General features: G+C 70.0%; 19 protein-coding genes. 12 read left to right on the plus strand and 7 right to left on the minus strand.

Features of this window, described 5'->3' with window-relative positions; genetic code table 11:
* Positions 1–11 precede the first annotated feature (11 nt).
* From ABD648_RS15350 to ABD648_RS15375, 6 genes are all read left to right on the plus strand, one after another.
* Positions 12–1,031, plus strand: coding sequence for a LacI family DNA-binding transcriptional regulator (locus ABD648_RS15350; RefSeq protein ID WP_282215826.1), 1,020 nt, complete (start codon positions 12–14; stop codon positions 1,029–1,031).
* Positions 1,028–2,575 carry a sugar ABC transporter ATP-binding protein gene (locus ABD648_RS15355; RefSeq protein ID WP_282215827.1) on the plus strand — a complete coding sequence of 516 codons (1,548 nt, stop codon included), beginning with the start codon at positions 1,028–1,030 and terminating at the stop codon, positions 2,573–2,575. Before ABD648_RS15350 ends, ABD648_RS15355 begins: the two co-directional genes overlap by 4 nt.
* Before the next feature lie 178 nt (positions 2,576–2,753).
* Positions 2,754–3,758, plus strand: a complete 1,005-nt coding sequence (locus ABD648_RS15360) for a substrate-binding domain-containing protein (RefSeq protein WP_282215828.1) — start codon at positions 2,754–2,756, stop codon at positions 3,756–3,758.
* 98 nt (positions 3,759–3,856) lie between these two features.
* Positions 3,857–5,464 (plus strand): sugar ABC transporter ATP-binding protein, encoded by a 1,608-nt coding sequence (locus ABD648_RS15365; RefSeq protein WP_282215829.1) that lies wholly within the window; start codon positions 3,857–3,859, stop codon positions 5,462–5,464.
* Positions 5,461–6,534 carry an ABC transporter permease gene (locus ABD648_RS15370; RefSeq protein ID WP_282215830.1) on the plus strand — a complete coding sequence of 358 codons (1,074 nt, stop codon included), beginning with the start codon at positions 5,461–5,463 and terminating at the stop codon, positions 6,532–6,534. Before ABD648_RS15365 ends, ABD648_RS15370 begins: the two co-directional genes overlap by 4 nt.
* Positions 6,531–7,568 carry an ABC transporter permease gene (locus ABD648_RS15375; protein ID WP_282215831.1) on the plus strand — a complete coding sequence of 346 codons (1,038 nt, stop codon included), beginning with the start codon at positions 6,531–6,533 and terminating at the stop codon, positions 7,566–7,568. Before ABD648_RS15370 ends, ABD648_RS15375 begins: the two co-directional genes overlap by 4 nt.
* 88 nt (positions 7,569–7,656) lie before the next feature.
* On the opposite strand, the gene ABD648_RS15380 is transcribed toward ABD648_RS15375, so the two are convergent.
* The 4 genes from ABD648_RS15380 to ABD648_RS15395 all read right to left on the minus strand — a co-directional run bounded on the left by ABD648_RS15380 (position 7,657) and on the right by ABD648_RS15395 (position 12,688).
* Positions 7,657–9,525 carry a glycoside hydrolase family 127 protein gene (locus ABD648_RS15380; protein ID WP_425561713.1) on the minus strand — a complete coding sequence of 623 codons (1,869 nt, stop codon included), beginning with the start codon at positions 9,523–9,525 and terminating at the stop codon, positions 7,657–7,659.
* Positions 9,522–10,412 carry a carbohydrate ABC transporter permease gene (locus ABD648_RS15385; RefSeq protein ID WP_282215833.1) on the minus strand — a complete coding sequence of 297 codons (891 nt, stop codon included), beginning with the start codon at positions 10,410–10,412 and terminating at the stop codon, positions 9,522–9,524. Before ABD648_RS15385 ends, ABD648_RS15380 begins: the two co-directional genes overlap by 4 nt.
* Before the next feature lie 4 nt (positions 10,413–10,416).
* Positions 10,417–11,322, minus strand: a complete 906-nt coding sequence (locus tag ABD648_RS15390; RefSeq protein WP_282215834.1) for a carbohydrate ABC transporter permease — start codon at positions 11,320–11,322, stop codon at positions 10,417–10,419.
* A gap of 67 nt (positions 11,323–11,389) precedes the next feature.
* A complete protein-coding gene (locus ABD648_RS15395) occupies positions 11,390–12,688 on the minus strand; it encodes an ABC transporter substrate-binding protein (protein WP_282215835.1) in 1,299 nt (432 codons plus the stop codon).
* A 174-nt stretch (positions 12,689–12,862) separates the two neighbouring features.
* Between ABD648_RS15395 and ABD648_RS15400 the strand changes: the two genes are divergently transcribed.
* A complete protein-coding gene (locus ABD648_RS15400; protein ID WP_282215836.1) occupies positions 12,863–13,888 on the plus strand; it encodes a LacI family DNA-binding transcriptional regulator in 1,026 nt (341 codons plus the stop codon).
* Positions 13,889–13,957: 69 nt separating this feature from the next.
* On the opposite strand, the gene ABD648_RS15405 is transcribed toward ABD648_RS15400, so the two are convergent.
* Positions 13,958–14,803, minus strand: coding sequence for an NAD-dependent epimerase/dehydratase family protein (locus ABD648_RS15405; RefSeq protein WP_282215837.1), 846 nt, complete (start codon positions 14,801–14,803; stop codon positions 13,958–13,960).
* Between the two features lie 57 nt (positions 14,804–14,860).
* On the opposite strand from ABD648_RS15405, the gene ABD648_RS15410 reads away from it, so the two are divergent.
* The 5 genes from ABD648_RS15410 (at position 14,861) to ABD648_RS15430 (ending at position 20,961) form a co-directional block, all read left to right on the plus strand.
* Positions 14,861–15,868: a LacI family DNA-binding transcriptional regulator gene (locus tag ABD648_RS15410; protein ID WP_282215838.1), complete on the plus strand. Its 1,008-nt coding sequence runs from the start codon at positions 14,861–14,863 to the stop codon at positions 15,866–15,868.
* Between the two features lie 251 nt (positions 15,869–16,119).
* Complete coding sequence (locus tag ABD648_RS15415) at positions 16,120–16,839, plus strand: L-ribulose-5-phosphate 4-epimerase (protein ID WP_282215839.1); 720 nt, start codon at positions 16,120–16,122, stop codon at positions 16,837–16,839.
* Positions 16,836–18,419 (plus strand): xylulokinase, encoded by a 1,584-nt coding sequence (locus ABD648_RS15420; RefSeq protein ID WP_282215840.1) that lies wholly within the window; start codon positions 16,836–16,838, stop codon positions 18,417–18,419. The genes ABD648_RS15415 and ABD648_RS15420 overlap by 4 nt, the downstream gene beginning before the upstream one ends.
* A 74-nt stretch (positions 18,420–18,493) precedes the next feature.
* On the plus strand, positions 18,494–20,008 hold the full coding sequence (gene araA / locus ABD648_RS15425; protein ID WP_282215841.1) for an L-arabinose isomerase: 1,515 nt from the start codon (positions 18,494–18,496) through the stop codon (positions 20,006–20,008).
* Complete coding sequence (locus ABD648_RS15430; RefSeq protein WP_282215842.1) at positions 20,008–20,961, plus strand: aldose 1-epimerase family protein; 954 nt, start codon at positions 20,008–20,010, stop codon at positions 20,959–20,961. The genes araA and ABD648_RS15430 overlap by 1 nt, the downstream gene beginning before the upstream one ends.
* A gap of 123 nt (positions 20,962–21,084) precedes the next feature.
* On the opposite strand, the gene xylB is transcribed toward ABD648_RS15430, so the two are convergent.
* Both xylB and xylA read right to left on the minus strand, forming a co-directional pair.
* Positions 21,085–22,389: a xylulokinase gene (gene xylB / locus ABD648_RS15435; protein ID WP_282215843.1), complete on the minus strand. Its 1,305-nt coding sequence runs from the start codon at positions 22,387–22,389 to the stop codon at positions 21,085–21,087.
* Positions 22,390–22,397: 8 nt separating this feature from the next.
* Positions 22,398–23,588, minus strand: a complete 1,191-nt coding sequence (gene xylA, locus ABD648_RS15440; RefSeq protein ID WP_282215844.1) for a xylose isomerase — start codon at positions 23,586–23,588, stop codon at positions 22,398–22,400.
* Positions 23,589–23,643 lie beyond the last annotated feature (55 nt).

Raw genomic sequence — 23,643 nt, forward strand, 5'->3', positions numbered from 1 at the left:
CGGAGGTGCGCATGGTGAACGTCGGCTCGGACAAGCCCAACATCCGGCAGGTCGCGACGATCGCCGGGGTCTCGCACATGACCGTCTCCCGGGTGCTCAACGATCACCCGAACATCAAGCCCGACACCCGGCGGCGCGTGCTCGAGGCGATCGAGGAGCTCGACTACCGTCCGAACCTCGTCGCGCGGGCGCTGGCGACCCAGCGCACGCGTCGCATCGGCGTGATCGTCGAGAGCGCGGTGGCGCACGGCCCGACCAGCATCCTGCGGGCGATCGAGCTGTCCGCCCGCGCGGCGGGATATTCCGTCACACCCATCGCGCTGCACGAAGGCGATGCCCTCTCGCCCCAGGAGGCGGTCGACAACCTCGTCACGCAGGGTGTCGACGCGCTCTGCGTGATCGCTCCGCGGTCGTCGTCGGTCGCGGCGCTGCGCAGGATCGCCATCACGGTCCCCATGCTGGTCGTCAAGGCGGATGCGGACCCGACGTTTCTCACGGTGTCGATCGATCAGCACGCCGGGACGACCCTCGTGGTCGACCATCTCGTCGCCCTCGGCCACCGCGACATCCTGCACATGTCCGGCCCTCTGGACTGGCTCGACGCGCGCGCCAGGGAGCGGGCTTTCCACTCGCGGGCGAAGTCGTGGGGCATCCGCGAACGGCCGATCGTGGTGGGGGACTGGACCGCCGACTTCGCGTACGACTTCGCCAAGGGCCTGCAGCGCCTGCCCGACTACACGGCCATCTTCGCCGCCAACGACGACATGGCGATCGGCCTCATCCACGGTCTGCACGACAAGGGCTTCGATGTGCCGAACGACCTCAGCGTCGTCGGCTTCGACGACGTGCCGCTGGCCCGGCACTTCCTGCCTCCGCTGACGACCGTGCGTCAGGACTTCGGCGCGCTGGGAATCGCCGTGGTCGAGATGCTCCGTGCCGCGATCGAAGGCAGGGAGATCCCGCCGCTCACCCGCATCCCCACCGAGCTGGTCGCCCGTGCGTCGTCCGCCGCTCCGCGGGAGGTGCGGTGATCGCCGAGTCCGCCCTCGAGCCGCTGATCCGGCTCGAGGGCATCACGGTCGACTATCCGGGGGTGCGGGCGCTCGACGGCGTCGACTTCCGGATGTTCCCGGGCGAGGTGCACGCCGTGATGGGGGAGAACGCGGCGGGCAAGTCGACGCTGGTGGCCGTGCTCACCGGCACGCGGGCACCCGACGCCGGGACCGTCGTCGTCGCCGGGGAGCCCCGCCGGTTCGGCGGCGTCGCGGACAGCCGCGCCGCGGGCATCGCCACCGTGTTCCAGGAGACGCAGCTCAGCCCGAACCTCAGCGTCGCCGAGAACGTCATGCTGGGGCGCGAGCGCCGGGGACGTCTCGGCATCGACTGGAAGAGGACGCGCGCGGCCGCCGCCGAGGCGCTCGGCAGGCTCGGTCTCGACGACCTCGACCCGAAGACGCCGCTGTCGATGCTGACGCCCGCGCAGAAGCAGCTCGTCGCCCTGGCGCGGGCCGTGGTCGACGACCCGCGGGTCCTGGTGCTCGATGAGCCGACGTCGAGTCTCGACCAGGCGGAGGTCGCGACGCTCATGCGCGTCATCCGCGGTCTGCGCGAGCGCGGGGTCGCGATCCTCTTCGTCTCCCACTTCCTCGAGCAGGCGTTCGCGATCAGCGACCGGATGACGGTGCTGCGCGGCGGGAAGCGCATCGGCGAGTACGCGACGCGGGATCTCGAGCGGGCGGACCTCATCTCCAAGATGCTCGGCAAGGACATCGACGGGCTGAGGGCGCTGGGCTCCGAGCGCAAGGCCCATCACTACGCCTCGGACGGCGAGCCGGCGATGCGGGCGACGTCCTTCGGGCGACGCGGAGCGATCGAGCGGACGGACATCGACGTGCAGCGCGGCGAGATCGTCGGGCTCGCCGGCCTCCGGGGGTCCGGCCGCTCCGAACTCGCCTCGCTGCTGAGCGGATCGGTGCGGGCCGACAGCGGGGAGCTGTGGGTCGACGGCGAACGCGTGGAGCTGCGGAGTCCCTCGGCCGCCCTCCGCCATCGCATCGCCCTGTCCGCGGAGAGCAGGCGCACGCAGGGGATCATCGGCGATCTCACCGCCCGGGAGAACATGATCCTCTCGCTGCAGGCGCTGCGCGGCTGGACGCGTCCGCTCTCGACGGCGGAGGAGGCGGCGCTCGTCGACACCTACGTCGAGGCCCTGCACCTCGCGCCGTCCGATCTGGACCGGCCCGTCAGGATGCTGTCCGGTGGGACGCAGCAGAAGGTGCTGCTCGCCCGCGCGCTCGCCGTGCGCCCGCACGTGCTGATCCTCGACGAGCCGACGCGGGGGATCGACATCGCGGCGAAGCTGGAGGTGCAGCGCCGCATCAGTCAGCTCGCGGGCGACGGGGTCGCCGTCGTGTTCATCTCCTCCGAACTCGAAGAGGTCGTGCGCCTGAGCGATCGCATCATCGTGCTCAAGGACCGCGAGAAGATCGGCGAACTCAGCAACGGACCCGGTGTGACGGTGGACACCGTGGTCGAGATGATCGCCGCGGATCCCGGTCCTGACGCGGGACTGTGAGCGGTAACAAAGATCCCGGCGTGGAACATTCCTGATTTTTGGAACATTGCTTGTGTTCCAGATTTTGTTCCCGGTAACATCGCCGCAGGTCACGACGACAGTGACCTGCAATCACGCAAGGGACCACGTCTGGTCCACCCATTGCCGGGCTGACGGCCGGCGTCTCAAGGAGGAGAACATGTCCGCGAAGAAGCGCATCCGCGTCGCGCTCGGTCTGGCAGCAGCCGGCGCACTCACCATCGGCCTTGCGGCCTGCTCGGCCGGCGGCTCCGGTGGCTCCGGCGGTGACGCCGGTGGTTCCGACGAACTCACCACCGTCGGCTTCGTCGCCGTCGGCCCCGAGGGCGCCTGGCGAGAGGCCAACGAGCAGAACATCCAGGACACCTTCACGGAGGATGCCGGATACGACCTCAAGTACGCACCGGCCACCAACCTCGACCAGAAGTCGCAGATCGACGCGTTCACGTCGTTCGTCGACGAAGGCGTCGACGTGATCCTGCTGTCGGCCACCGAGGCCTCCGGCTGGGAGGACTCCCTCAAGCGGGCACAGGAAGCCGAGATCCCGGTCATCCTGCTCGACCGCGGCATCGAGCCCGACGACGACAGCCTGTACGTCACCCGCATCGCGCCCGACAACGTCGAGGTCGCGAAAGAGGTCGGCACGTGGGCTGCGGCCACCTTCCCGGACGGCGGCAACTACGTCGTCCTCGAGGGTCCCGCCGGCGTCGGCGTCGTGAACGAGCGCAACGAGGGCTTCGACGAGGGCCTTGGCGGCTCGTCGCTCACCAAGCTCGACGCGCAGACCGCGAACTGGTCGGCGGAGGAGGGCAAGAGCGTCTTCGAGACGATGCTCAAGTCGGCGAACAACGACATCCAGCTCGTGTTCGCCCAGAACGACGAGATGGGACTCGGAGCCGCCCAGGCAGCGGAAGAGGCCGGCCTCGTCGTGGGCACGGACGTGAAGATCGCCACGATCGACGGCACCAAGAACGCCATGCAGGCGCTCGCCGACGGTCAGCTCAGCTACGTCCACGAGTACAACCCGCTGTTCGGTGAGACCGCCATGGAGGTCGTCGAGAAGACGCTCGCCGGGGAGAAGGTCGAGTCGTACATCGTCGTGCCGAGCGAGGCCTTCGACTCCGCGGAGGCGGCCAAGGCCGTGCTCGCAGACCGCAAGTACTGAGCCAGGCGTACGGAACCAGGCGCCGGAGCGATCCGGCGACGAACCCGGGTGGCGCGGAACACCGCGTCACCCGGGTCGCCCAGACGGGAAAGACAGCGATGAACGAAGAACTCCCCCTCGTCGAGATGCGTGGGATCACGATCGAGTTCCCCGGGGTGAAGGCCCTCGACGGAGTCGGCTTCCGCCTGTTCCCCGGTGAGGTGCACGCGCTCATGGGCGAGAACGGCGCCGGGAAATCGACCCTGATCAAGGCTCTGACCGGCGTCTACCGGATCGACTCCGGATCGATCGTCGTCACCGGCCAGGAGCGCAGCTTCGCGGGTGCCGGCGATGCGCAGGATGCCGGGATCTCGACGGTGTACCAGGAGGTCAACCTCGCGCCGAACCTCTCCATCGGGGAGAACGTGATGCTCGGGCACGAGGTCCGCGGCGCGTTCGGCATCAACTGGGCGGCGACGCACCGCGCGGCGACTCATGCCCTCACCCGCCTCGGACTCGGCCACCTCGACACCCGCAAGCCGCTCTCCACCCTCTCGATCGCCCTGCAGCAGCTCGTCGCGATCAGCCGGGCGATGGCCATCAAGGCCAAGGTGCTGATCCTCGACGAGCCGACGTCGAGCCTCGACGCCGCCGAAGTCGACGGACTGTTCACGGTGATCCGCTCCCTCCGCGACGAGGGCATCGCGATCCTCTTCGTCTCGCACTTCCTCGATCAGGTCTACGCGATCAGCGACCGGCTCACGGTGCTCCGCAACGGACAGTACGTCGGCGAATACCTCACCCGCGACCTCGACCGCCACGCCCTGATCTCGAAGATGATCGGCAAGGACCTCGACGCCCTGAAGTCGCTCGGCGGCAACCGTCGGCGCGCGCCGCGTGCGGCCGACGAGGAGCCGCTGCTGTCGGCATCCGGCATCGCCCGCCGCGGCGCCGTCGAGGCGACCGACCTCGACATCCGCCCCGGTGAGATCGTCGGGTTCGCGGGGCTCCTCGGCTCCGGCCGCACCGAGCTCGCCCGTCTGCTCTACGGCGCCGACCGCGCCGACGAGGGCGCGATCGAGCTCCACGGCCGCCGTGTCGACCTGCGCTCGCCGGCGGATGCCCTCCCGCGGCGCATCGCGTTCTCGACCGAGAACCGGCGTGACGAGGGGATCATCGGCGACCTCACCGTCCGCGAGAACATCATCCTCGCCGTCCAGGCGGAACGCGGATGGGCCAGACCCATGTCGCGCAAGGAGCAGGACGCGATCGTGGAGAAATACATCGCCCAGTTCAACGTCCGACCGGCCGATCCGGAGCGGATGATCAAGAACCTCTCCGGCGGGAACCAGCAGAAGGTGCTCCTCGGGCGCTGGCTGGCCACCAAGCCCGAACTTCTCATCCTCGACGAGCCCACGCGCGGCATCGACGTCGGCGCCAAGGCCGAGATCCAGGAGGCCGTCGCCGAACTCGCCGAGGAAGGCGTCGCCGTCGTCTTCATCTCGTCCGAGCTCGAGGAGGTGGTGCGACTCTCCGAGCGCATCGTCGTCCTCAAGGACCACCGCAAGATCGGCGAGCTCCAGAACGGACCGGATGTCACGGCGCAGGCGATCGTCGACGTGATCGCCGCGCACGGCGTGGAGGCCGCGGCCGAGACCCTCGACGACGCCGACGGCGCCCTGCCGGATAGCATCGCCCTCACGACCGACAAGGAGGCAGCGCGATGACCGCCGCAGCCGGCACCAGCTTCTGGCGCGATCTGATCCACAAGCCCTTCTTCTGGGGGATCGTGGCGATCGTCGCACTCCTCGCGCTGAACGTGCTGAAGGACCCGACGTACCTGGCCCTCACGATCAACCCGAACAACGGCAACCTCGTCGGCAACCTCATCGACATCCTGCGCCAGGCGGCGCCGGTGATGATGATCGCGATCGGCATGTCCCTCGTGATCGCGACCGGTGGCATCGACCTCTCGGTCGGATCGCTGATGGCGGTCTCGGGCGCGGTGGCGATGGAGTTCCTCAGCGCCGCCGGGGACTCGGGAAGCGTCGGTGCGGCGCTCGGCGCGATCGGGCTCGCGCTCGTCATCACCGGCATCCTCGGGGCGGTCAACGGCATCCTCGTCGCCTATGTCGGCCTGCAGCCCTTCATCGCGACCCTCGTGCTGATGCTGGCAGGGCGCGGCATCGCCAAGGTGATCACCGGGGGACAGAACACGACCGCGTCGAACGACCCGTTCCGGTGGATCGCGAACGGCTTCGTGATCGGCATCCCGGTGGTGTTCATCCTCGCGGTGCTGCTCGTGCTCATCGTCGGCTGGGTCGTGCGCAAGAGCGCTCTCGGCCTCATGATCGAGGCGATCGGCATCAACCCGCGGGCCAGCCGGATGGCGGGCATCAAGCCCAAGGGGCTGCTGCTGACCACGTACATCCTCAGCGGCATCCTGGCCGGGATCGCCGGCATCATGTCGGTCGGCACCGTCATGACGGTCGACATCTCGCGTACCGGATACCAGCTGGAGCTCGACGCGATCCTCGCGGTCGTCATCGGCGGGGCGTCTCTCGCGGGCGGCAAGTTCTCCCTCAGCGGGGCGTTCGTCGGAGCGCTGCTGATCGCGACGCTCGACAAGACCGTGCTCTATCTCGGCATCTCGTCGTCGGCGACACCCGCGTTCAAGGCCATCGTGATCGTCGCGCTGTGCCTGCTGCAGTCCGAGCGCGTGCGGAGCTGGTTCCGCCGTCGACGCCAGGCGCCGCCTGTCGAACAGCTCACCGCGAAAGAGGAGGTGACGGCATGAGCGTCGTGACAGAGGCGCGAGCGCCGCAGATCCAGGAGACCGTGCTCGATCGCGTGCGCCGCATGATCGGAGCGAATCCCTCCGTGCTGCCGACCATCGCGTCTGTGGTCATCTTCGTGGGCATGATCGTGTTCGGCGAGGTCGCGTACGGCCGCATCGTGCAGGCCAACACGCTCTCGAACCTGCTGATCAACAACGCGCACCTGATCGTGCTCGCCGTGGCGCTGACCTTCGTGATCCTCACCGGCGGCATCGACCTGTCGGTCGGCTCGATCATCGCGCTGTCGTCGGTGGCCGGCGTGATGCTGTCCAACGCCGGATGGAACGCGATCGCGGTGATCGTCGCGATGATCGGCATCGGATCGCTGTTCGGCGTGATCTCCGGAGTGCTGATCCGCTACTTCGGCGTGCAGCCGTTCATCGCGACGCTGGCGATGATGTTCCTCGGACGCGGTCTCGCCTCTCTGCTCAGCACCAAGCCGGAGCGCCTGGGTGAGGACTCGCCCATCCGCTGGATCGGGGTGCAGCTCAAGATCGTCGACGGGCCGAAGGTCAACGACCTCGTGATCACGCCGGCCGTGGTGATCGCGGTGATCGTGGTCGCGGTGGCCTTCTTCGTCCTGCACCGCACGCGCACCGGCCGCACGGTCTATGCGATCGGCGGCTCGGAGAGCTCGGCGCTGCTGATGGGGCTTCCGGTGCACCGCACGAAGGTGCTCGTGTACGTGATCAGCGGTTCGCTCGCCGGTCTCGCGGCCGTGCTCTACACGGCTCGGCTCGGCACGGCGCAGAACATCACCGGTATCGGGTGGGAGCTCGACGCGATCGCCGCGGCGGTCATCGGCGGGACGGTGCTCACCGGCGCCTACGGCTACGTGCTCGGCTCGGTGATCGGCGCCCTCGTGCTGGGGCTGATGAACGTCCTGATCACGCGCGACGGCGGCATCCCGCCCGAGATGACCACGATCATCACCGGCGGCATCCTGCTCGTGTTCGTGCTGCTGCAGCGGGCGGTGACCCGGAAGCGGGAGTAGCCGGGGGTCCTTCGACAGGTCCAGGGACCCAGCAGCCGAGGGCCCAGGAACCTGGGTTGCTGAGCCTGTCGAAGCACCCCGACGCGGCTCAGCTCGTCGGGATCCAGACGCGCATCGTCGACGGACCGCGGTGGGCCCAGTCGTGGTACGGCACCAGCACGGCGTCCGTGACCTGGCCGGACGTGCGGTTGCGCACCGGGAGCCGCACGCTGCCGTCGTGCTCGACCGGGGCTCCGGCGACCACCGCGTCGACGACATCCGCTCCGAAGTCGATCGACTCCAGCGCGAGCACCTCGGGGCCGCGTTCGACGACGACCGTTCCGCGCACGGCATCCACGCGAGGATCGGCGCTGCTCACCCGGGCGACCAGCGGCAGGGTCAGCTCGACGACGTCGCCGGCGCGGAACGCCCGGCGGATTTCGATCGTGCCGGGCTCGGCCGGATGCTGCGCGCTCTCGCCACCGGCATCCACGCGCACCGTCGCCCCCTCGGCCCACGACGGCACGCGAAGGGTCAGCGTGAACTCCGCATCCTCGGCGATCGTCACGCGGATGCCGCCATCGACCGGGTATCCGGTCACGACGTCGAAGGACACCGCGCGGTCGTCGGGGAGCGTCGTGCGAACGGATGCCGGCGCGTACTGGTGCACCTGCACGCCGTCGTCGTCGGCGGTCGCGACGTAGGCGGCGAGGCTCGCGAAGGTGCGTGCCACGTTCGGCGGGCAGCACGAGACCTCGAACCAGGGGGCGCGCAGCGACGACGAGGCGCGCGGGGACGTGCCCTCGGGATCGGCCTCGACCCCCGGCACGCGCTGATGCAGCGTGTTGGCGTAGTAGAACGCTCGTCCGTCTGGCGCGGGTGATGTCGCCACCACGTTGAACAGCGTCCGCTCGATGAGGTCTGCGTGCCGGGTGTCGCCGGTCGCGAGCAGCAGGCGCCACGAGAACATGATCGAGCCCACGCCGGCGCAGGTCTCGGAGTAGGCGCGGTCGCTCGGCAGCTCCCAGTCGGCGCCGAACGCCTCGTCCTGGTGATGCGAGCCCTGTCCGCCGGTCACATACGTGCGACGCTCGACCGTGCGGTCCCACTGACCGCGCAGCGCGTCGAGCAGGCCGTCGTCGGAGAGCTCGATCGCGACGTCCGTCGCCCCGGACGCGAGGTAGTTGGCGCGCACGGAATGCCCGCGCAGTGCCACGGCGTCGCGCACGGGAACGTCGTCCTGGAAGTACTCCTGGCCCCACTCGATCTCGGCGAGCGACCCGTGCCCGTGCCGCTCGACGAACAGGGCGGCCTGATCGATGTAGCGCTGCTCGCCGAGTGCGCGTCCGAGTTCCGCGAGGCCGACCTCGACCTCGGCGTGGCCGCAGATCGCATCGCGCCCGTCGGGGCCGAACACGCGGCAGACGAGGTCCGCGGCGCGTCGGGCGATCGTGACGAGCCCGTCGTCGGCATCCGGTCGCGTGCGGTGCCTGGCGACCGCCGCCTGGAACAGATGCCCGAGGCAGTACAGCTCGTGCCCCCACTCCAGATCCGACCAGCGGTCGCCCTGGCCCGGGCGGCCGAACATCGTGTTCACGTAGCCGTCGGCCTCCTGCGCGGCAGCGACGCGCGCCACGACCGACCGGAACCGCTGCTCGAGCGCGGCGTCTGCCGCGGCATCCGTCCGTCCGATCTCCCAGGCGAGCGCCTCGAGGTACTTGTAGACCTCGGAGTCGGCGAACTCCCGGCCGCGGCGCCCGGCGGGAAGCGTGCCGGCGGCAGCGAGATCGAAGTTCGGCAGCCAGCCCTCCGACTCGAGGCGCGATTCGATGTGATCGAGCGTCGCCGTGCCGTTGACGGCCTGGCGATCGCCCCAGAAGCCTCCGGTGATGCGCACCTCGGAGACGCCGAGCGGGCGCAGGCGACCGCGCGTGGGGACCACCGGCGCCGCCGGTGCAGTGAAGTCGTACATCGTCATCCCTTGAAGGCGCCGGACATGAAGCCGCGCACGTAGTGTCGTTGGAGGATCAGGAAGAGCACGATGCAGGGGAGTGCCAGCACGACCACCCCGGCCTCGGTCGCGCCGTAGTCGACCACGCCCTGCACCTGCCCGCGGAGGTTCGCGACCGCGAGCGGCAGCGTCATCCGGTTGGAGTCGTTGATGAGGATCAGCGGGGCCATGAAGTCGTTCCACGCTGTGAGGAACGCGAACAGCCCGACCGTCACGAGGCCCGGCTTGACCGCCGGCAGCAGCACCCGCCACAGGGCGCCCCAGCTGGAGCATCCGTCGACCATCGCGGCCTCGTCCATCTCCTTCGGGATCGACTCGAACGAGATGCGCATCATGAACATCGAGAACGGCAGCTGGAACATCGTGATCACCAGTGCCACGCCCACCAGCGAGTTCTGCAGGCCGACCGCGTTGAGGATCACGTAGAGCGGGATCAGCAGCGTCGCGTACGGCACCATGAGGATCGCGAGGGTGAGCAGGAACAGCGCGTTCTTGCCGGGGAACGAGAACCGGGCGAACGCGTAGCCGCCGAGCAGCGAGATGAACAGGGTGAGAGCGACCGTGAGCACCGAGACGAAGAGCGAGTTGCCCAGGTACACCCAGATGCCCGCCTGGTAGTCGGCGAGGGCGATGTAGTTGCCGAAGCCCCAGCCGTCGGTCTGGCTCGTGCCCGCCACCGGGCTGAGCGACGAGACCCCGGTCCAGATGAGCGGGTAGAGGAAGATCACCGCGAGGGCGGTCGTGAACACCCAGTACGGGATGCCGAAGACGATGCGCGCCGCCTTCGAGCGGTATCGCGGGGTCGTGGGCTGGTGGTCCGGGGCGACGATCGTGCGCGTCAGTGTCTGGGACATGGCTTCAGCTCTCATCCGGACGCCGGAAGGCGCGCAACTGGAAGACGTTGATGACGATGAGCGCGAGCAGCACGATCACCGAGAGGGCACCGGCGATGCCGAGGCTGTTCTGACCTTGGAAGGCCACGTTGTAGATGAGCTGCACGACGGTCATGGTGCTGTTGTCGGGGCCGCCCTTGGTGAGGATGTAGAACTGCTCGAACGCGAGCAGCGACCCGGTCACGCACATCACGGTCGTGAGGGCGAAGGTCGGCTTGAGGAGGGGCACCGTGATGTAGCGGAACGTCTGCCAGCGGCTCGAGCCATCGATGCGCGCTGCTTCGTAGATGTCGTCCGGGATGCCCTGCAGGCCCACGAGCATGAGCAGCATGTAGAAGCCGGCGAAGCGCCACACGATGAGGAAGATCGTCGACCAGAGTGCGCCTTCGGGGGTGCCGAGGAACGTGATGCCCCACGACTTCATCAGGCCCGCGAAGGGGCCGGCGATGGGGGAGTACAGCACGTAGAACAGCAGCGAGGCGGATGCCAGCCCCAGCGCGCTCGGGATCAGGAAGGCCGTGCGCAGGAGGCCCTTCCAGCGGGTCGACTCCTGCACGAGGAGGGCGAGGCCGAGGCCCAGGCCGATGAGGATCACGGTCGTGATGACGGTGTACAGCAGGGTGAAGCGGATGCTGTCCCAGAAGAGCCGATGGCTGACGGCATCCACGTAGTTCTCGGGGAAGTTCGGGCCGCGGTTGCCGCTGAGCAGCGGCCAGTCGGAGCCCGACATCTGCAGCACGAGCACCAGCGGCACCACGAACAGCAGGGCCACGAAGATCGCGGTCGGGGCGGCGTAGAGCCAGCCCTGCACGGGGCCGCCGAATCCGGTGCGCGCGCGGCGGCGGCGCAGCGGGGGTGCGGTCGAGGTCATCTCAGTCTCTTTCGATCGGGGGCGAGCGGGCGGTGGGGCGGCGCGACGTGCGCCGCCCCACCGGAGGTCACTGCGAGAGGATCGCGGTGATCTCCTCGTTGTCGGCCTCGACGGCGTCCTCGCCGTTCAGCACCCTGTTGCGCACCAGCGTGAGCCACGGGCTGCCCGGTGCGTTGAACGCCTGCTGGAAGTTCAGGGCGACGGGCGTGCTGCCCTGCGCTGCGACCTCGTTGATCGTGACCAGGCGCGGGTCGGCGGCGGCGTACTCGTTGTCGGCGAGATCGCCGCGTGAGACCGCGTTGCCGTCCTTCGCGAGCACCTCGACCTGCGCCTCTTCGGACATCATCCAGTTGAGGAAGTTCCAGGCCTGCGCCGACTGCTTCGAGTCCTTCGAGATGCCGATGCCGTCGCCGCCGACGAACGTGGAGACGCCGCCGTCGACACCGGGGATGCCGGCAACGCCCGCGTCGAACTCGAGGGACGGCAGCAGCGTCGCCGGGAACGGCATGACGCCGACCTTGCCCTCGCTGAACGCCGCGGTCCAGGTGGGACCGGCCTCATCCGTGGAGCTGGGCAGCACGGCGCCGGCCTTCTCGAGCTCCGCCCAGGTGTCGTACACGGCCTGCGCGGCGTCGCCGTCGAGCAGCGCCTCGGAGCCGTCATTGGTCATGACCTCTTCGCCGGATGCCCAGACCGAGGGGAACCACGTGAAGACGAGGCATCCGCCGCAGTTCAGACCGGTGGCGGTGCCGTAGGTGTCGGGCTTGTTCAGGGCCTGCACGGCCTGCGCTGCTTCGGAGAACTCCTCGAGCGTGGCCGGCGCCTTCTCGGGGTCGAGCCCGGCCTCGGCGAACAGCTCCTTGTTCCAGAACAGCATCGAGAGGTCGAGGGCGAAGGGCAGCACGTACTCCTTGTCGTCGACGGTTCCGGCGGAGAGGTGGCCCTGGTTGATGTCGTCCTTGAAGTCGAGGCCGTCGATCTGCTCGGAGATGTCGGCGAAGAGACCCTGCTGCGCCCAGTTGGGCACGTAGACGATGTCGGCGGCGAAGAGGTCGGGGAGTCCGCCGGAGCCTGCGGCGGCGCCGACCTTGGCGACGTAGTCGTCGTTGGGGACCACGGTGAGCTCGACCTGGTTCTCGTGCGAGTCGTTGTATGCGTCGACGAGCAGCTTCGCCTGGCGCTCGATGGGTGCGCGGGTCCAGAGCGTCAGGGTCGAACCGTCGTCGACACCCTCCGCGGTGATGGGCTCGTCGGAGCCGGTGTCCGTCCCGCCGGCGGCGCAGGCCGCGAGCGGGCCGAGCAGCAGGCCGGTGACGGCGAGGGCGGTGACGGTGCGTCGGAGCGCACGGCGTCGGGTGGTGTGCATGGAATGCCTCCAGGACTCTTCGGTGAGCGGATGCTGTCGTCGGGCGACGGCGCTGTCTAGCGAGGATGGACGGTTCCGAAAACTCCGAAACCCCTTTCGAAAAGGTATATCGTGAATGTTGCGCAGCGGTCAAGGACTGCTCCGATAACCTTTCAGCAACGTTCAGGGGGCGAGATGGCAAACGGCGAGCCAGCGGGCAAGGCGGCGACGCTCAGTGATGTGGCCCGTCTCGCGGGCGTCTCGATCGCGACGGCATCCAAGGCGCTCAACGATCGAGGGGACGTCGCCGCGGCGACGCGGGCCCGTGTCCTCGCGATCGCCGACGAGCTCTCCTTCACGCCGAACGCGATGGCGCGGGGGCTGCTGGCCGGACGCACGGGCACGGTGGGTCTGCTCACGAGCGACCTCGAGGGCCGCTTCATGATCCCGATCCTGATGGGAGCCGAGGATGCCTTCGGGGCCGGCCGCATCAACGTGTTCCTGTGCGATGCCCGGGGCGACGCCATCCGCGAGCAGCACCACCTGAAGGAGCTGCTGAGTCGGCGGGTCGACGGCATCATCGTGGTGGGGCGGCAGACCGATCCGCGCCCCTCGCTCGGGCAGGACCTGCCCGTGCCGGTCGTCTACGCGTACGCGCCGTCGGACGACCCGCGCGACCTCTCGCTCACCCCCGACAACTACGCCGGAGGGCGTCTCGCGATAGAGCACCTGCTGGCCTGCGGCCGGCGACGCATCGCGCACGTCTCAGGCGAGCCGTCATACGCTGCGGCCCAGGATCGTCTCGCCGGCGCACGCGCCGCCCTCGGCGAGGCCGGACTCGAGCTCGTCGGCGAGCCGATGTTCTCGGAGTGGACCGAGCACTGGGGCAGGGACGCCGGCGCGCTGCTGCTGCAGCGGCATCCCGACATCGACGCGGTGTTCTGCGGCTCCGATCAGATCGCGCGCGGCGTGCTCGACTCGGCGCGCGACCTCGGCCGCTCGGTGCCCGACGACCTCGCCGTGATCGGCTACGACAACTGGGAGGTGCTCGCGACCAACGCCCGTCCCGAGCTCACCAGCATCGACGCGAACCTGCAGCAGCTCGGGCGCCAGGCCGCCCAGCGCGTGTTCGACGCGATCGACGGCGTCGACATCGGCGAGGGCTCGCACCACCTGCCCGTGCGGCTGGTCATCCGCGGATCGACGATCGCCCGGCGGTAGCCCGGGGGTGCTTCGACAGGCTCAGCAACCCAAGTACCTGGGTCCCTGAGCTTGTCGAAGGGCCGCGGGTCACACGTGGTCGCGCCAGGAGTGCTGCGGATCGAATCCCAGCACGCGTCGGGCCTTGTCGATCGAGAGCAGGGTCTCGTTCGGGCCGAACTCGCCCTTCACCGGGACGTCGGGGAAGACCTCGGCGAGCAGCTCGGCGTTCGGCCGCGTCATCACCGTGTCGGCGGCGGCGATGATGAACCGATCGAAGCCCGGAGCCGCGTTCTCGAGCGCCCGCTGCACGGCCTGCGCCCCGTCGCGGGCGTCGATGTAGCCCCAGAGGTTCCACTTGCGCAGCAGTGCGTCGGCGTCGAACGACGGGAAGGCGGCGTAGTCCTCGGGGTCCATGACGTTCGAGAAGCGCAGCGCCGTGATCGACAGATCGGGATGCCAGCGCACCAGCTCGGTCGCCAGATGCTCCTCGAGGGTCTTGACCAGCGAATAGACGGATTCCGGACGTGCCGGGTAGTCCTCGTCGACGGGCACATAGGGCGGGGGCACGTCGAACGGCAGCCCGAGCACGGTCTCGCTCGACGCGTAGACGATCCGGCGGATGCCGAGTCGCACGGCGGCCCAGAACACGTTGAACGTCGCCGGCATGTTGTTGTGGAACGTCGCGACATCGCTGCGGATGCCGGGAGCCGGGATCGCCCCCAGGTGCACCACGGCGTCGATGCCGTCGTGCGTGTCGCCCACCGCGGTGAAGGCGTCGACGACCTGGCCGTAATCGGTGAGGTCGACCTGGACGAAGTCCGGTCCGCGGACGCCGGCGACGTCCATGCCGATGACGTCGTAGCCGTTCGCGCGCAGTTCGCGAGCGACGACGCGGCCGAGCTTGCCCGATGATCCCGTGAGAGCGATGCGCATGTCTCCAGAGTGGCACGGCTGCGAGCAAGGAGGGTCGGGCGTCGTACACTCGTCGGCGTGACTGAGTCCCCCCGCACATCGAATCGCACGGTCGGTGTCCGCGATGTCGCGGCGCTCGCCGGTGTGTCCAGGCAGACCGTCTCGCGGGTGCTCAACGATCACCCCGACGTCGCCGCCGACACGCAGCTGCGTGTGCAGGCCGCAATGGCAGAGCTCGGGTACCGGATGAACAACGCCGCCCGCGCGCTGGGCACGCGCCGGTCGCGCACGCTCGGCGTGCTGGCCTCCGACGCGCTGCAGTACGGTCCCTCGCGCAGCATCGCCGCGCTCGAGGCATCCGCTCGCGCCGCGGGCTACTGGGTCAGCGCGGCCTTCGCGGATGCGGGCGATGCCGACGCGGTCGTGGCGGCGGTGGATCATCTGATCGCCCAGGGCGTGGAGGGGATCGTCGTGGTGGCTCCGCACTCGCAGACCCTCGAGGCGCTCGCCGCTCTGCGGATCGACGTGCCGGTGGTCACGCTGCACTCCGCGGGACTCGGCGCTGCCGGCCTGTCGGTCGACCAGGCCGCCGGCGCCCGACTGGCGGTTGCGGCCCTCGCCGACGCCGGACATACCCGCATCGCGCACCTCGCCGGACCGGCGGACTGGCTCGAGGCCGAGTCGCGGGCCGAGGGCTTCGCCGCGGAGCTCTCCGCACGGGGGCTGACCCCGGGGCCGGTCATCGCGGGGGACTGGTCCGCGGGGTCGGGCTACGCCGCCGTCGATGCCGTGCGGAGTTCCGGCGCCACCGCGGTGTTCGCGGCGAACGACCAGATGGCACTCGGACTGCTGAGCGCGCTGCACGAGGCGGGTATCGCGGTGCCGGGGGATGTGAGCGTGGTCGGGTTCGACGACACGCCCGACGCCGCGTACTACTGGCCGGCGCTGACGACGGTCCGCCAGGACTTCGAGGAGCTCGCCCGACGGGCCGTCGCCGTCGTGATCGGCGGTGACAGTGCGGCCTCCGCCCTCGCGCCGGTCGCCCCCGTGCTGGTCGCGCGCGCGTCGGTCGCGCCGCCGCGCTGACCGTCGAGCCGCCCGGTCAGGGGCGTGCGGGAGGTCGGCCTCACGGATCGGCTGTGCACAATTCCGCAAGAACACCGCCTGGCGGGTCGTTGGCCCCCGCGCTTCCGCGAGTCGCGCCCACTGCCCCGAGCGTTCTTGCTGAATTGTGCACCGCCCGCCGCCGCGCCCGCTCCTCTTGACGCCCGCAACCCGACCGTGACACACTGCTGTGACCGGTCACAGCGGCCGGCCGCGAACCATCCGAGGTCCTTGTGAGCAACGACGCCCCCGCCTTCGACCCCGCCGTCGAAGCAGCCATCGCCACCGTGCGCGCCGATGTCGCCCTGCTCCACGGCGAGCTCGTGCGCTACGGGCTGGTCGTCTGGACCGGCGGCAACGTCTCCGGACGGGTTCCCGGTGCCGACCTGTTCGTGATCAAGCCGTCCGGCGTCTCCTACGACGACCTGACCGCGGAGAACATGATCCTCTGCGATCTCGACGGAAACGTCATCCCCGGCACTCCCGGCAGCGACCGCTCGCCGTCGAGCGACACGGCCGCGCATGCCTACGTGTACCGGAACATGCCGGCGGTCGGCGGGGTGGTGCACACGCACTCGACCTACGCCGTCGCCTGGGCCGCGCGCGGCGAGGAGATCCCGTGCGTCATCACCGCCATGGCCGATGAGTTCGGCGGGCCGATCCCGATCGGCCCCTTCGCGATCATCGGCGACGACTCGATCGGCCGGGGGGTCGTCGAGACCCTCAGCGGCCACCGCTCGCGGGCCGTGCTCATGCAGAACCACGGCCCGTTCACGATCGGCGTCGACGCGAAGGATGCCGTGAAGGCCGCGGTCATGGTCGAGGACGTCGCCCGCACCGTGCACCTCGCGCGCGAGGCCGGTCCGCTGGTCCCGATCCCGCAGGCGGCGATCGACAGCCTCTTCGACCGATACCAGAACGTCTACGGCCAGAGTGCGGACGCCCGCCGATGAGCGCCGAAGACATCCGCGCGGGCCGGACGAGCCTCGGCATCGAACTGGGCTCCACGCGCATCAAGGCCTGCCTGATCGGGGCCGACCCCACCGAGGTGCTCGCCACCGGCTCGTTCTCCTGGGAGAACCGCCTCGAGGACGGCCTGTGGACCTACGCGATCGACGAGGTCTGGGCCGGGCTGCAGGCCGCCTACGCCGCACTGGTCGCCGACGCGGAGCAGCAGCACGGCATCCGCCCCGAGTCCTTCGGTGCGATCGGCATCTCGGCCATGATGCACGGCTACCTCGCGTTCGACGCGGCGGGCGAGCTGCTCGTGCCGTTCCGCACCTGGCGCAACACGAACACCGGCGTGGCATCCGCGGAGCTCACCGAGCTTCTCGGCGTCAACATCCCGCTGCGCTGGTCGATCGCGCACCTGCATCAGGCCGTCGTCGACGGCGAGGGGCACGTGCCGCGGATCGCGAGCGTGAACACGCTCGCCGGCCACGTGCACGAGAGGCTCACCGGTCGGCGCGTGCTGGGCGTCGGCGACGCCTCGGGCATGTTCCCGATCGACTCCTCCACCCATGACTACGACGAGCGGATGCTCGGCGCCTACGACGCGCTCGCCGCCGACCGTCTTCCCCGGCCGCTCGCCGAGATTCTGCCGGCCGTGCTCCCCGCGGGTGCCGACGCCGGCGCTCTCACGGCGGAGGGCGCGGCGCTGCTCGACCCGAGCGGGACCCTGCAGCCCGGCATCCCGCTGTGCCCGCCCGAGGGCGACGCGGGGACCGGCATGGTCGCCACGAACTCGGTCGCCCCGCGCACCGGCAACGTCTCGGCGGGCACGAGCATCTTCGCGATGGTCGTGCTGGAGCGTCCGCTGGCCGAGGTGCATCACGAGCTCGATCTCGTGACCACGCCGGCCGGCGATGCCGTCGCGATGGTGCACTGCAACAACGGCGCCAGCGAGCTCGCGGCCTGGGCCGGGCTGTTCACCCGCTTCTCGGCCGCCGCGGGGCAGCCGCTCGGCGACGACGCCGTGTTCGACGCCCTGTTCCGCGAGGCACTCGAGGGCGAAGCGGATGCCGGCGGCCTGATCGCCTACAACCATCTCGCCGGAGAGCCCATCGCCGGGCTCGATGCCGGCCGGCCGCTGTTCGTGCGCACGCCCGACAGCGCCTTCACGCTCGCGAACTTCATGCGCTCGCAGCTCTACGGCGTGTTCGGCACGCTCGCGCTCGGAATGCAGGTGCTGACCGACGAGGGCGTCGAGCTGGATCGGATGTTCGCGCACGGCGGCATGTTCCGCACCGCCGGAGTCGCCCAGCGCTTCCTCGCCGGTGCCCTGGGGGCGCCGGTGGCCGTCGGCGAGCTGGCCTCCGAGGGGGGAGCCTGGGGCATCGCGGTGCTCGCCTCCTACCTGGCGCATGCCGACTCGCTGTCGTTGGGGGATTACCTCGAGCAGCAGGTGTTCGCCACGGCATCCCTGTCCACGACCGCACCCGATCCGGCGGACGTCGCCGGCTTCGCGGCCTACCTCGACCGGTACCGGGCGGGACTGGCCGTCGAGGCCGCCGCCGTCGCATCCCTCCCCTAGCCTCACACCGCTCGTTGAGCGAGCGCAGCGAGACGAAACGTCAGCGACCGATCCGCCTCCGAAAGGTATAACCCATGGCCCTCACCACCTCCCTCGACGGCTACGAGGTCTGGTTCCTCACCGGCAGCCAGCACCTCTACGGGCCCGAGACGCTCGCGCAGGTCGCCGACCAGTCGCAGGAGATCGCGCGTCTGCTCGATTCCGCCGACGAGGTGCCGGTGAAGATCGTCTGGAAGCCCGTGCTGACGGATGCCGCCGCCATCAAGCGCACCGCCCTCGAGGCGAACGCCGACGACCGCGTGATCGGGCTCGTCGCCTGGATGCACACGTTCAGCCCCGCGAAGATGTGGATCGCCGGTCTCGATGCTCTGCGCAAGCCCCTCGCGCACCTGCACACGCAGGCCAACGTCGAGCTGCCGTGGGCCGACATCGACTTCGACTTCATGAACCTCAACCAGGCCGCGCACGGCGACCGGGAGTTCGGGTACATCCAGACGCGCCTCGGTGTGCCGCGCAAGACCATCGTCGGACACGCCTCCGACCCGCGCGTGCGCCGTGAACTCGGCACCTGGCAGCGCGCCGCCGCGGGACTCGCCGCGTCACGCGACCTCAAGCTCGCCCGCTTCGGCGACAACATGCGCTTCGTCGCGGTGACCGAGGGCGACAAGACCGAGGCCGAGCTGCGGTTCGGCGTGCAGGTGAACACCTGGGGCGTGAACGAGCTGGCGGATGCCGTCGCCGCGGCATCCGACTCCGACATCGACGCGCTGGTCGCGGAGTACGAGGAGCTGTACGAGGTCGTCCCCGAGCTGCGGAAGGGCGGCGACCGTCACCAGTCGCTGCGCGACGGCGCCGCGATCGAGCTCGGACTGCGGTCGTTCCTGGAGGAGGGCGGCTTCGGCGCCTTCACCACCTCGTTCGAGGACCTCGGCGCGCTGAAGCAGCTGCCTGGCCTCGCGGTGCAGCGCCTGATGGCCGAGGGCTACGGGTTCGGCGCCGAGGGTGACTGGAAGACGGCTATCCTCGTGCGCATCGCGAACGTCATGGGCGCAGGCCTCCCCGGCGGCGCGAGCCTCATGGAGGACTACACCTACGACATGACGCCGGGCGACGAGCTGATCCTCGGCGCCCACATGCTCGAGGTCTCGCCGTCGCTCACGACCGCGAAGCCCACGCTCGAGATCCACCCGCTCGGCATCGGCGGCAAGGACGACCCGGTGCGCCTCGTCTTCACCGCCGACCCCGGAACCGCCGTCGTGGTCGCGCTGAGCGACATGCGCGACCGCTTCCGGCTCACCGCGAACGTGGTCGAGAACGTGCCCCCGCGGGCGTCCCTCCCTAAGCTGCCGGTCGGTCGCGCCGTGTGGAAGCCGCAGCCGGAGTTCAACACGAGCGCCGCCGCCTGGCTGACCGCCGGCGCCGCGCACCACACCGTCATGTCGACCGCCGTCGGCATCGAGGCGTTCCGCGACTTCGCCGAGATGGCAGAGGTCGAGCTGCTCGTGATCGACGACAGCACCACGCTGCCGGAGTTCCAGAAGCAGGTGCGCTGGAACCAGGCGTACTACCGTCTCGCGCAGGGACTGTGATGACGGTCGGACCGCGTTCCGGACACCAGCTGCGCCTCGCCGGCCACGGGTACGAGGCGATCATCGCGAGCGTCGGCGCCTCGTTGCGCACGCTGACCTTCGACGGCCGCGACCTCGTCGTGCCGTTCGATGCCGACGAGGTGCGGCCCGGGTACCGCGGCGCGACGCTCGCCCCGTGGCCGAACCGCATCGTCGACGGTCGCTACCGCTTCGGCGGCGCCGTCCACCAGCTCCCGCTGACCGAGCCCGCGCGCGGACAGGCCCTGCACGGTCTGCTCGCCTGGGCGGAGTTCTCCGACCGCCTCGTGGTCGACGACCGCGTCGTGCTCGCCGCGGTCATCGAACCGCAGTCCGGGTATCCGTTCCGCATCGAGGTCGAGGTCGAGTACCGCCTCGACGCCGACGGTCTGCGGCAGACGGTCTCCGCGCACAACATCGGAGCGGATGCCGCGCCCTGGGGCACCGGACCGCATCCGTACCTCATGGCAGAGTCCCGGTCGTTGAGCGACAAGCGCAGCGACGAGACGAAACGCGTCGACTCCTGGACCCTCACCCTCCCGGCATCCGAGGTTCTGACGGTCACTCCCGATCGTCTGAGCCCGGTCGCCGTCGAGCCGGTGGCGGAGCATCCCGAGTGGGACTTCCGCACGGCCCGCCCGATCGGCGACGTCTTCATCGACCACGCCTTCACGGGTCTCGCCCGCACCGACGGCGTGGCCGAGGTGCGGCTCACGAGCGAGGGCGGAACCGGGGTGGCGATCAGCTTCGACGAGCGCTGCCCGTGGGTGCAGGTGCACACGGCCGACAACCCGGGACTCGACGGCATCCACCGCATCGGTCTCGCGGTCGAGCCGATGACCTGCCCGCCCGACGCCTTCAACTCCGGCACCGACCTCGTGACGCTCGCCCCCGGTCAGTCGCACGCCGCATCCTGGCGCATCCGGGCTCTGTAGGTCGCGCACACCTGCTCCGGTCGCATTTCCAGCCGTCTCCGGCACCGCCAAGCGGCAGCAACTGCGACCGGAGCCGGGGGAACCGGCAACAACCGCGACCGCAAGCCGAGAGACCGGAGCCGGTCAGACAGTGAGAACGGATGCCGCCTGGCGCGCAGCGCCGAGGGCGACGTACTCCTCGGACGCGGGAACCTCGACCGGGATGCCGAGCACCTCGGGGGCGATGGCGCGCACCGCCTCCGACTGCGCGCCGCCGCCGATGAGCAGTGCGCGCCGCAGCGGCACACCCTCTTCGCGCAGCGCGTCGAGGCCGGCGCCGAGGCCTGACAGCATCCCCTCGACCGCGGCCCGCGCGAGGTTCTCCCGCGTGGTCGAGGCGAGGGTCATGCCGCTGAGCGTCGCGGTCGCATCGGGCAGGTTCGGGGTGCGCTCCCCCTCGAAGTAGGGGACGAGTGCGAGGCCGGCCGCGCCCGACGGCGCCGCCAGCGCGAGCCGGCTCAGCTCGTCGTGATCCACTCCGAGGAGGGATGCCGTCACGTCGAGAACCCGCGCCGCATTGAGCGTGCAGACCAACGGGAGGAAATGCCCGTCGGCGGAGGCGAACCCGGCGATGATCCCTGAGGCATCGGCCGACGGCGTCTCGCTCACCGCGAAGACCGTGCCGCTGGTGCCGATCGACACGACGACGTCGCCGGGCCCCGCACCGAGACCGAGGGCGGCCGCGGCGTTGTCGCCGGCTCCTGGCGCGACCAGGCGCCCCGCGGCATCCGTCACCGACTCGTGCGCGCCGAGCACCCGCGGCAGCACCGCGTCGTGTCCGAGCGCGGCGATGAAGAGCTCGCGGTCGTACTCGCCGGTCGCGGGGTTCCAGTACCCGGTGCCCGAGGCGTCGGAGCGGTCGGTGACCAGCTCGTCGAGCACGGGTCCGCGCGGCGCCTCGCCTGCCGGACCGAAGCCGCGCAGCCGCCAGGTCAGCCAGTCGTGCGGCAGAGCGATCGCGGCCACTCGCGCCGCGTTGTCGGGTTCGTGGTCGCGGAGCCAGCGCACCTTCGAGATCGTGAAGGATGCCACGGGCACGAGTCCCGTGCGGTCTGCCAGCTTCTGCGCCCCGAACTCGGCGACGAGCGCCGTCGCGGCATCCGCCGATCGGGTGTCGTTCCACAGCAGCGCATCGCGGATGACCCGGCCGTCGGCGTCGAGCGCGACCATGCCGTGCTGCTGCCCGCCGATGGCCCACGCCGCGATGTCGTCGAGTCCGTCCGCACCGGCGATCGCCGTCTGGAGCGCGGTCCACCACGCCTCGGGATCGACCGAGGTCCCGTCGGGGTGCGATGCCCGACCGGTGCGCACGACGGCACCGATCGAGCTGTCGACGACGACGACCTTGCACGACTGCGTCGAGGAGTCGACGCCGAGGACGAGGGTCATCGCCGTGCTCAGCGCGCGCCGAGCAGGTGCTCGGTCGCCAGCTGCTGCAGGCGCACGAACCCGAAGCCGTGACCGCCGAGGTACGCGTCGGCGTCGAAGTCCTCGTAGGCGCTCCGGTCGGCGAGGAAGTCGTCGTAGCTCTCGCCGGGGTTGAGCGTCGGCGTCGAGAGCTCGGCGACCTTGGCGGCGGCCAGCGCCTCCTGCACCTCGGGGTCGGCGCGGAAGGCCGCGGCGCGCTCCTTCAGCAGCAGGTAGGTGCGCATGTTCGCGGCGGCCGAGTCCCAGACGCCGTTCTCGTCCTCGGTACGGCTCGGCTTGTAGTCGAAGTGCCGGGGGCCCTCGTACGCCGGGACGCCGTTCGGTCCGCCGTTCTCGAGCAGGTCGACCAGCGAGAAGGCGTTGTGCAGGTCGCCGTGTCCGAACACGAGGTCCTGGTCGTACTTGATGCCGCGCTGGCCGTTGAGGTCGATGTGGAACAGCTTGCCGTGGTACAGCGCCTGAGCGATGCCGGCCGTGAAGTTCAGACCCGCCATCTGCTCGTGCCCGACCTCGGGGTTCACGCCGACGAGTTCGGGGCGCTCGAGGGAGTCGATGAACGCGATCGCGTGCCCGAGCGTCGGCAGCAGGATGTCGCCGCGGGGCTCGTTGGGCTTGGGCTCGATCGCGAAGCGGATGTCGTAACCCTTGTCGGTCACGTAGTCGCCGAGCAGGTTCACGGCCTCGCGGTAGCGCTCGAGCGCCGCCCGGATGTCCTTGGCGGAGTCGTACTCGGCGCCCTCGCGGCCGCCCCACATGACGAAGGTCTTGGCGCCCAGCTCTGCGCCGAGGTCGAGCTGACGGAAGACCTTGCGCAGCGCGTAGCGGCGCACGTCGCGGTCGTTCGAGGTGAAGCCGCCGTCCTTGAAGACCGGTGCGCTGAAGAGGTTGGTGGTGACCATCGGCACGATCAGCCCGGTGTCGGCGAGCGCGCCCTTGAGGCGGTCGATCTGGTTCTGCCGCTCGGCATCGGTCGATCCGAACGCGAACAGGTCGTCGTCGTGGAAGGTGAGCCCGTAGGCGCCGAGCTCGGCGAGCTTCTCGACCGCGTGCACGACGTCGAGGGCCGGACGCGTGGGGCCGCCGAACGGATCGGTGCCGTTGTAGCCGATGGTCCAGAGGCCGAACGAGAACTTGTCGTCGCGGGTCGGGGTGAGGCTCATGATGCTCCTTCGCATGGTGCCGGACAGCGGCGCGGCAGAAAATGTTGTGAGCAAC

Source organism: Microbacterium luteolum (genome assembly GCF_039533965.1).
Classification (GTDB): Bacteria; Actinomycetota; Actinomycetes; order Actinomycetales; family Microbacteriaceae; genus Microbacterium; species Microbacterium luteolum.

Excerpts from the sequence above, each read along its gene's own strand:
- ABD648_RS15380 (WP_425561713.1), bottom strand. The coding sequence starts at position 9,525 with ATGACGATGTACGACTTCACTGCACCGGCGGCGCCGGTGGTCCCCACG.
- xylA (WP_282215844.1), bottom strand. The coding sequence starts at position 23,588 with ATGAGCCTCACCCCGACCCGCGACGACAAGTTCTCGTTCGGCCTCTGG.
- araA (WP_282215841.1), top strand. The coding sequence starts at position 18,494 with ATGGCCCTCACCACCTCCCTCGACGGCTACGAGGTCTGGTTCCTCACC.
- ABD648_RS15365 (WP_282215829.1), top strand. The coding sequence starts at position 3,857 with ATGAACGAAGAACTCCCCCTCGTCGAGATGCGTGGGATCACGATCGAG.
- ABD648_RS15385 (WP_282215833.1), bottom strand. The coding sequence starts at position 10,412 with ATGTCCCAGACACTGACGCGCACGATCGTCGCCCCGGACCACCAGCCC.
- ABD648_RS15375 (WP_282215831.1), top strand. The coding sequence starts at position 6,531 with ATGAGCGTCGTGACAGAGGCGCGAGCGCCGCAGATCCAGGAGACCGTG.
- ABD648_RS15370 (WP_282215830.1), top strand. The coding sequence starts at position 5,461 with ATGACCGCCGCAGCCGGCACCAGCTTCTGGCGCGATCTGATCCACAAG.
- ABD648_RS15420 (WP_282215840.1), top strand. The coding sequence starts at position 16,836 with ATGAGCGCCGAAGACATCCGCGCGGGCCGGACGAGCCTCGGCATCGAA.
- ABD648_RS15430 (WP_282215842.1), top strand. The coding sequence starts at position 20,008 with ATGACGGTCGGACCGCGTTCCGGACACCAGCTGCGCCTCGCCGGCCAC.
- ABD648_RS15390 (WP_282215834.1), bottom strand. The coding sequence starts at position 11,322 with ATGACCTCGACCGCACCCCCGCTGCGCCGCCGCCGCGCGCGCACCGGA.
- ABD648_RS15395 (WP_282215835.1), bottom strand. The coding sequence starts at position 12,688 with ATGCACACCACCCGACGCCGTGCGCTCCGACGCACCGTCACCGCCCTC.
- xylB (WP_282215843.1), bottom strand. The coding sequence starts at position 22,389 with ATGACCCTCGTCCTCGGCGTCGACTCCTCGACGCAGTCGTGCAAGGTC.
- ABD648_RS15350 (WP_282215826.1), top strand. The coding sequence starts at position 12 with ATGGTGAACGTCGGCTCGGACAAGCCCAACATCCGGCAGGTCGCGACG.
- ABD648_RS15400 (WP_282215836.1), top strand. The coding sequence starts at position 12,863 with ATGGCAAACGGCGAGCCAGCGGGCAAGGCGGCGACGCTCAGTGATGTG.
- ABD648_RS15360 (WP_282215828.1), top strand. The coding sequence starts at position 2,754 with ATGTCCGCGAAGAAGCGCATCCGCGTCGCGCTCGGTCTGGCAGCAGCC.
- ABD648_RS15405 (WP_282215837.1), bottom strand. The coding sequence starts at position 14,803 with ATGCGCATCGCTCTCACGGGATCATCGGGCAAGCTCGGCCGCGTCGTC.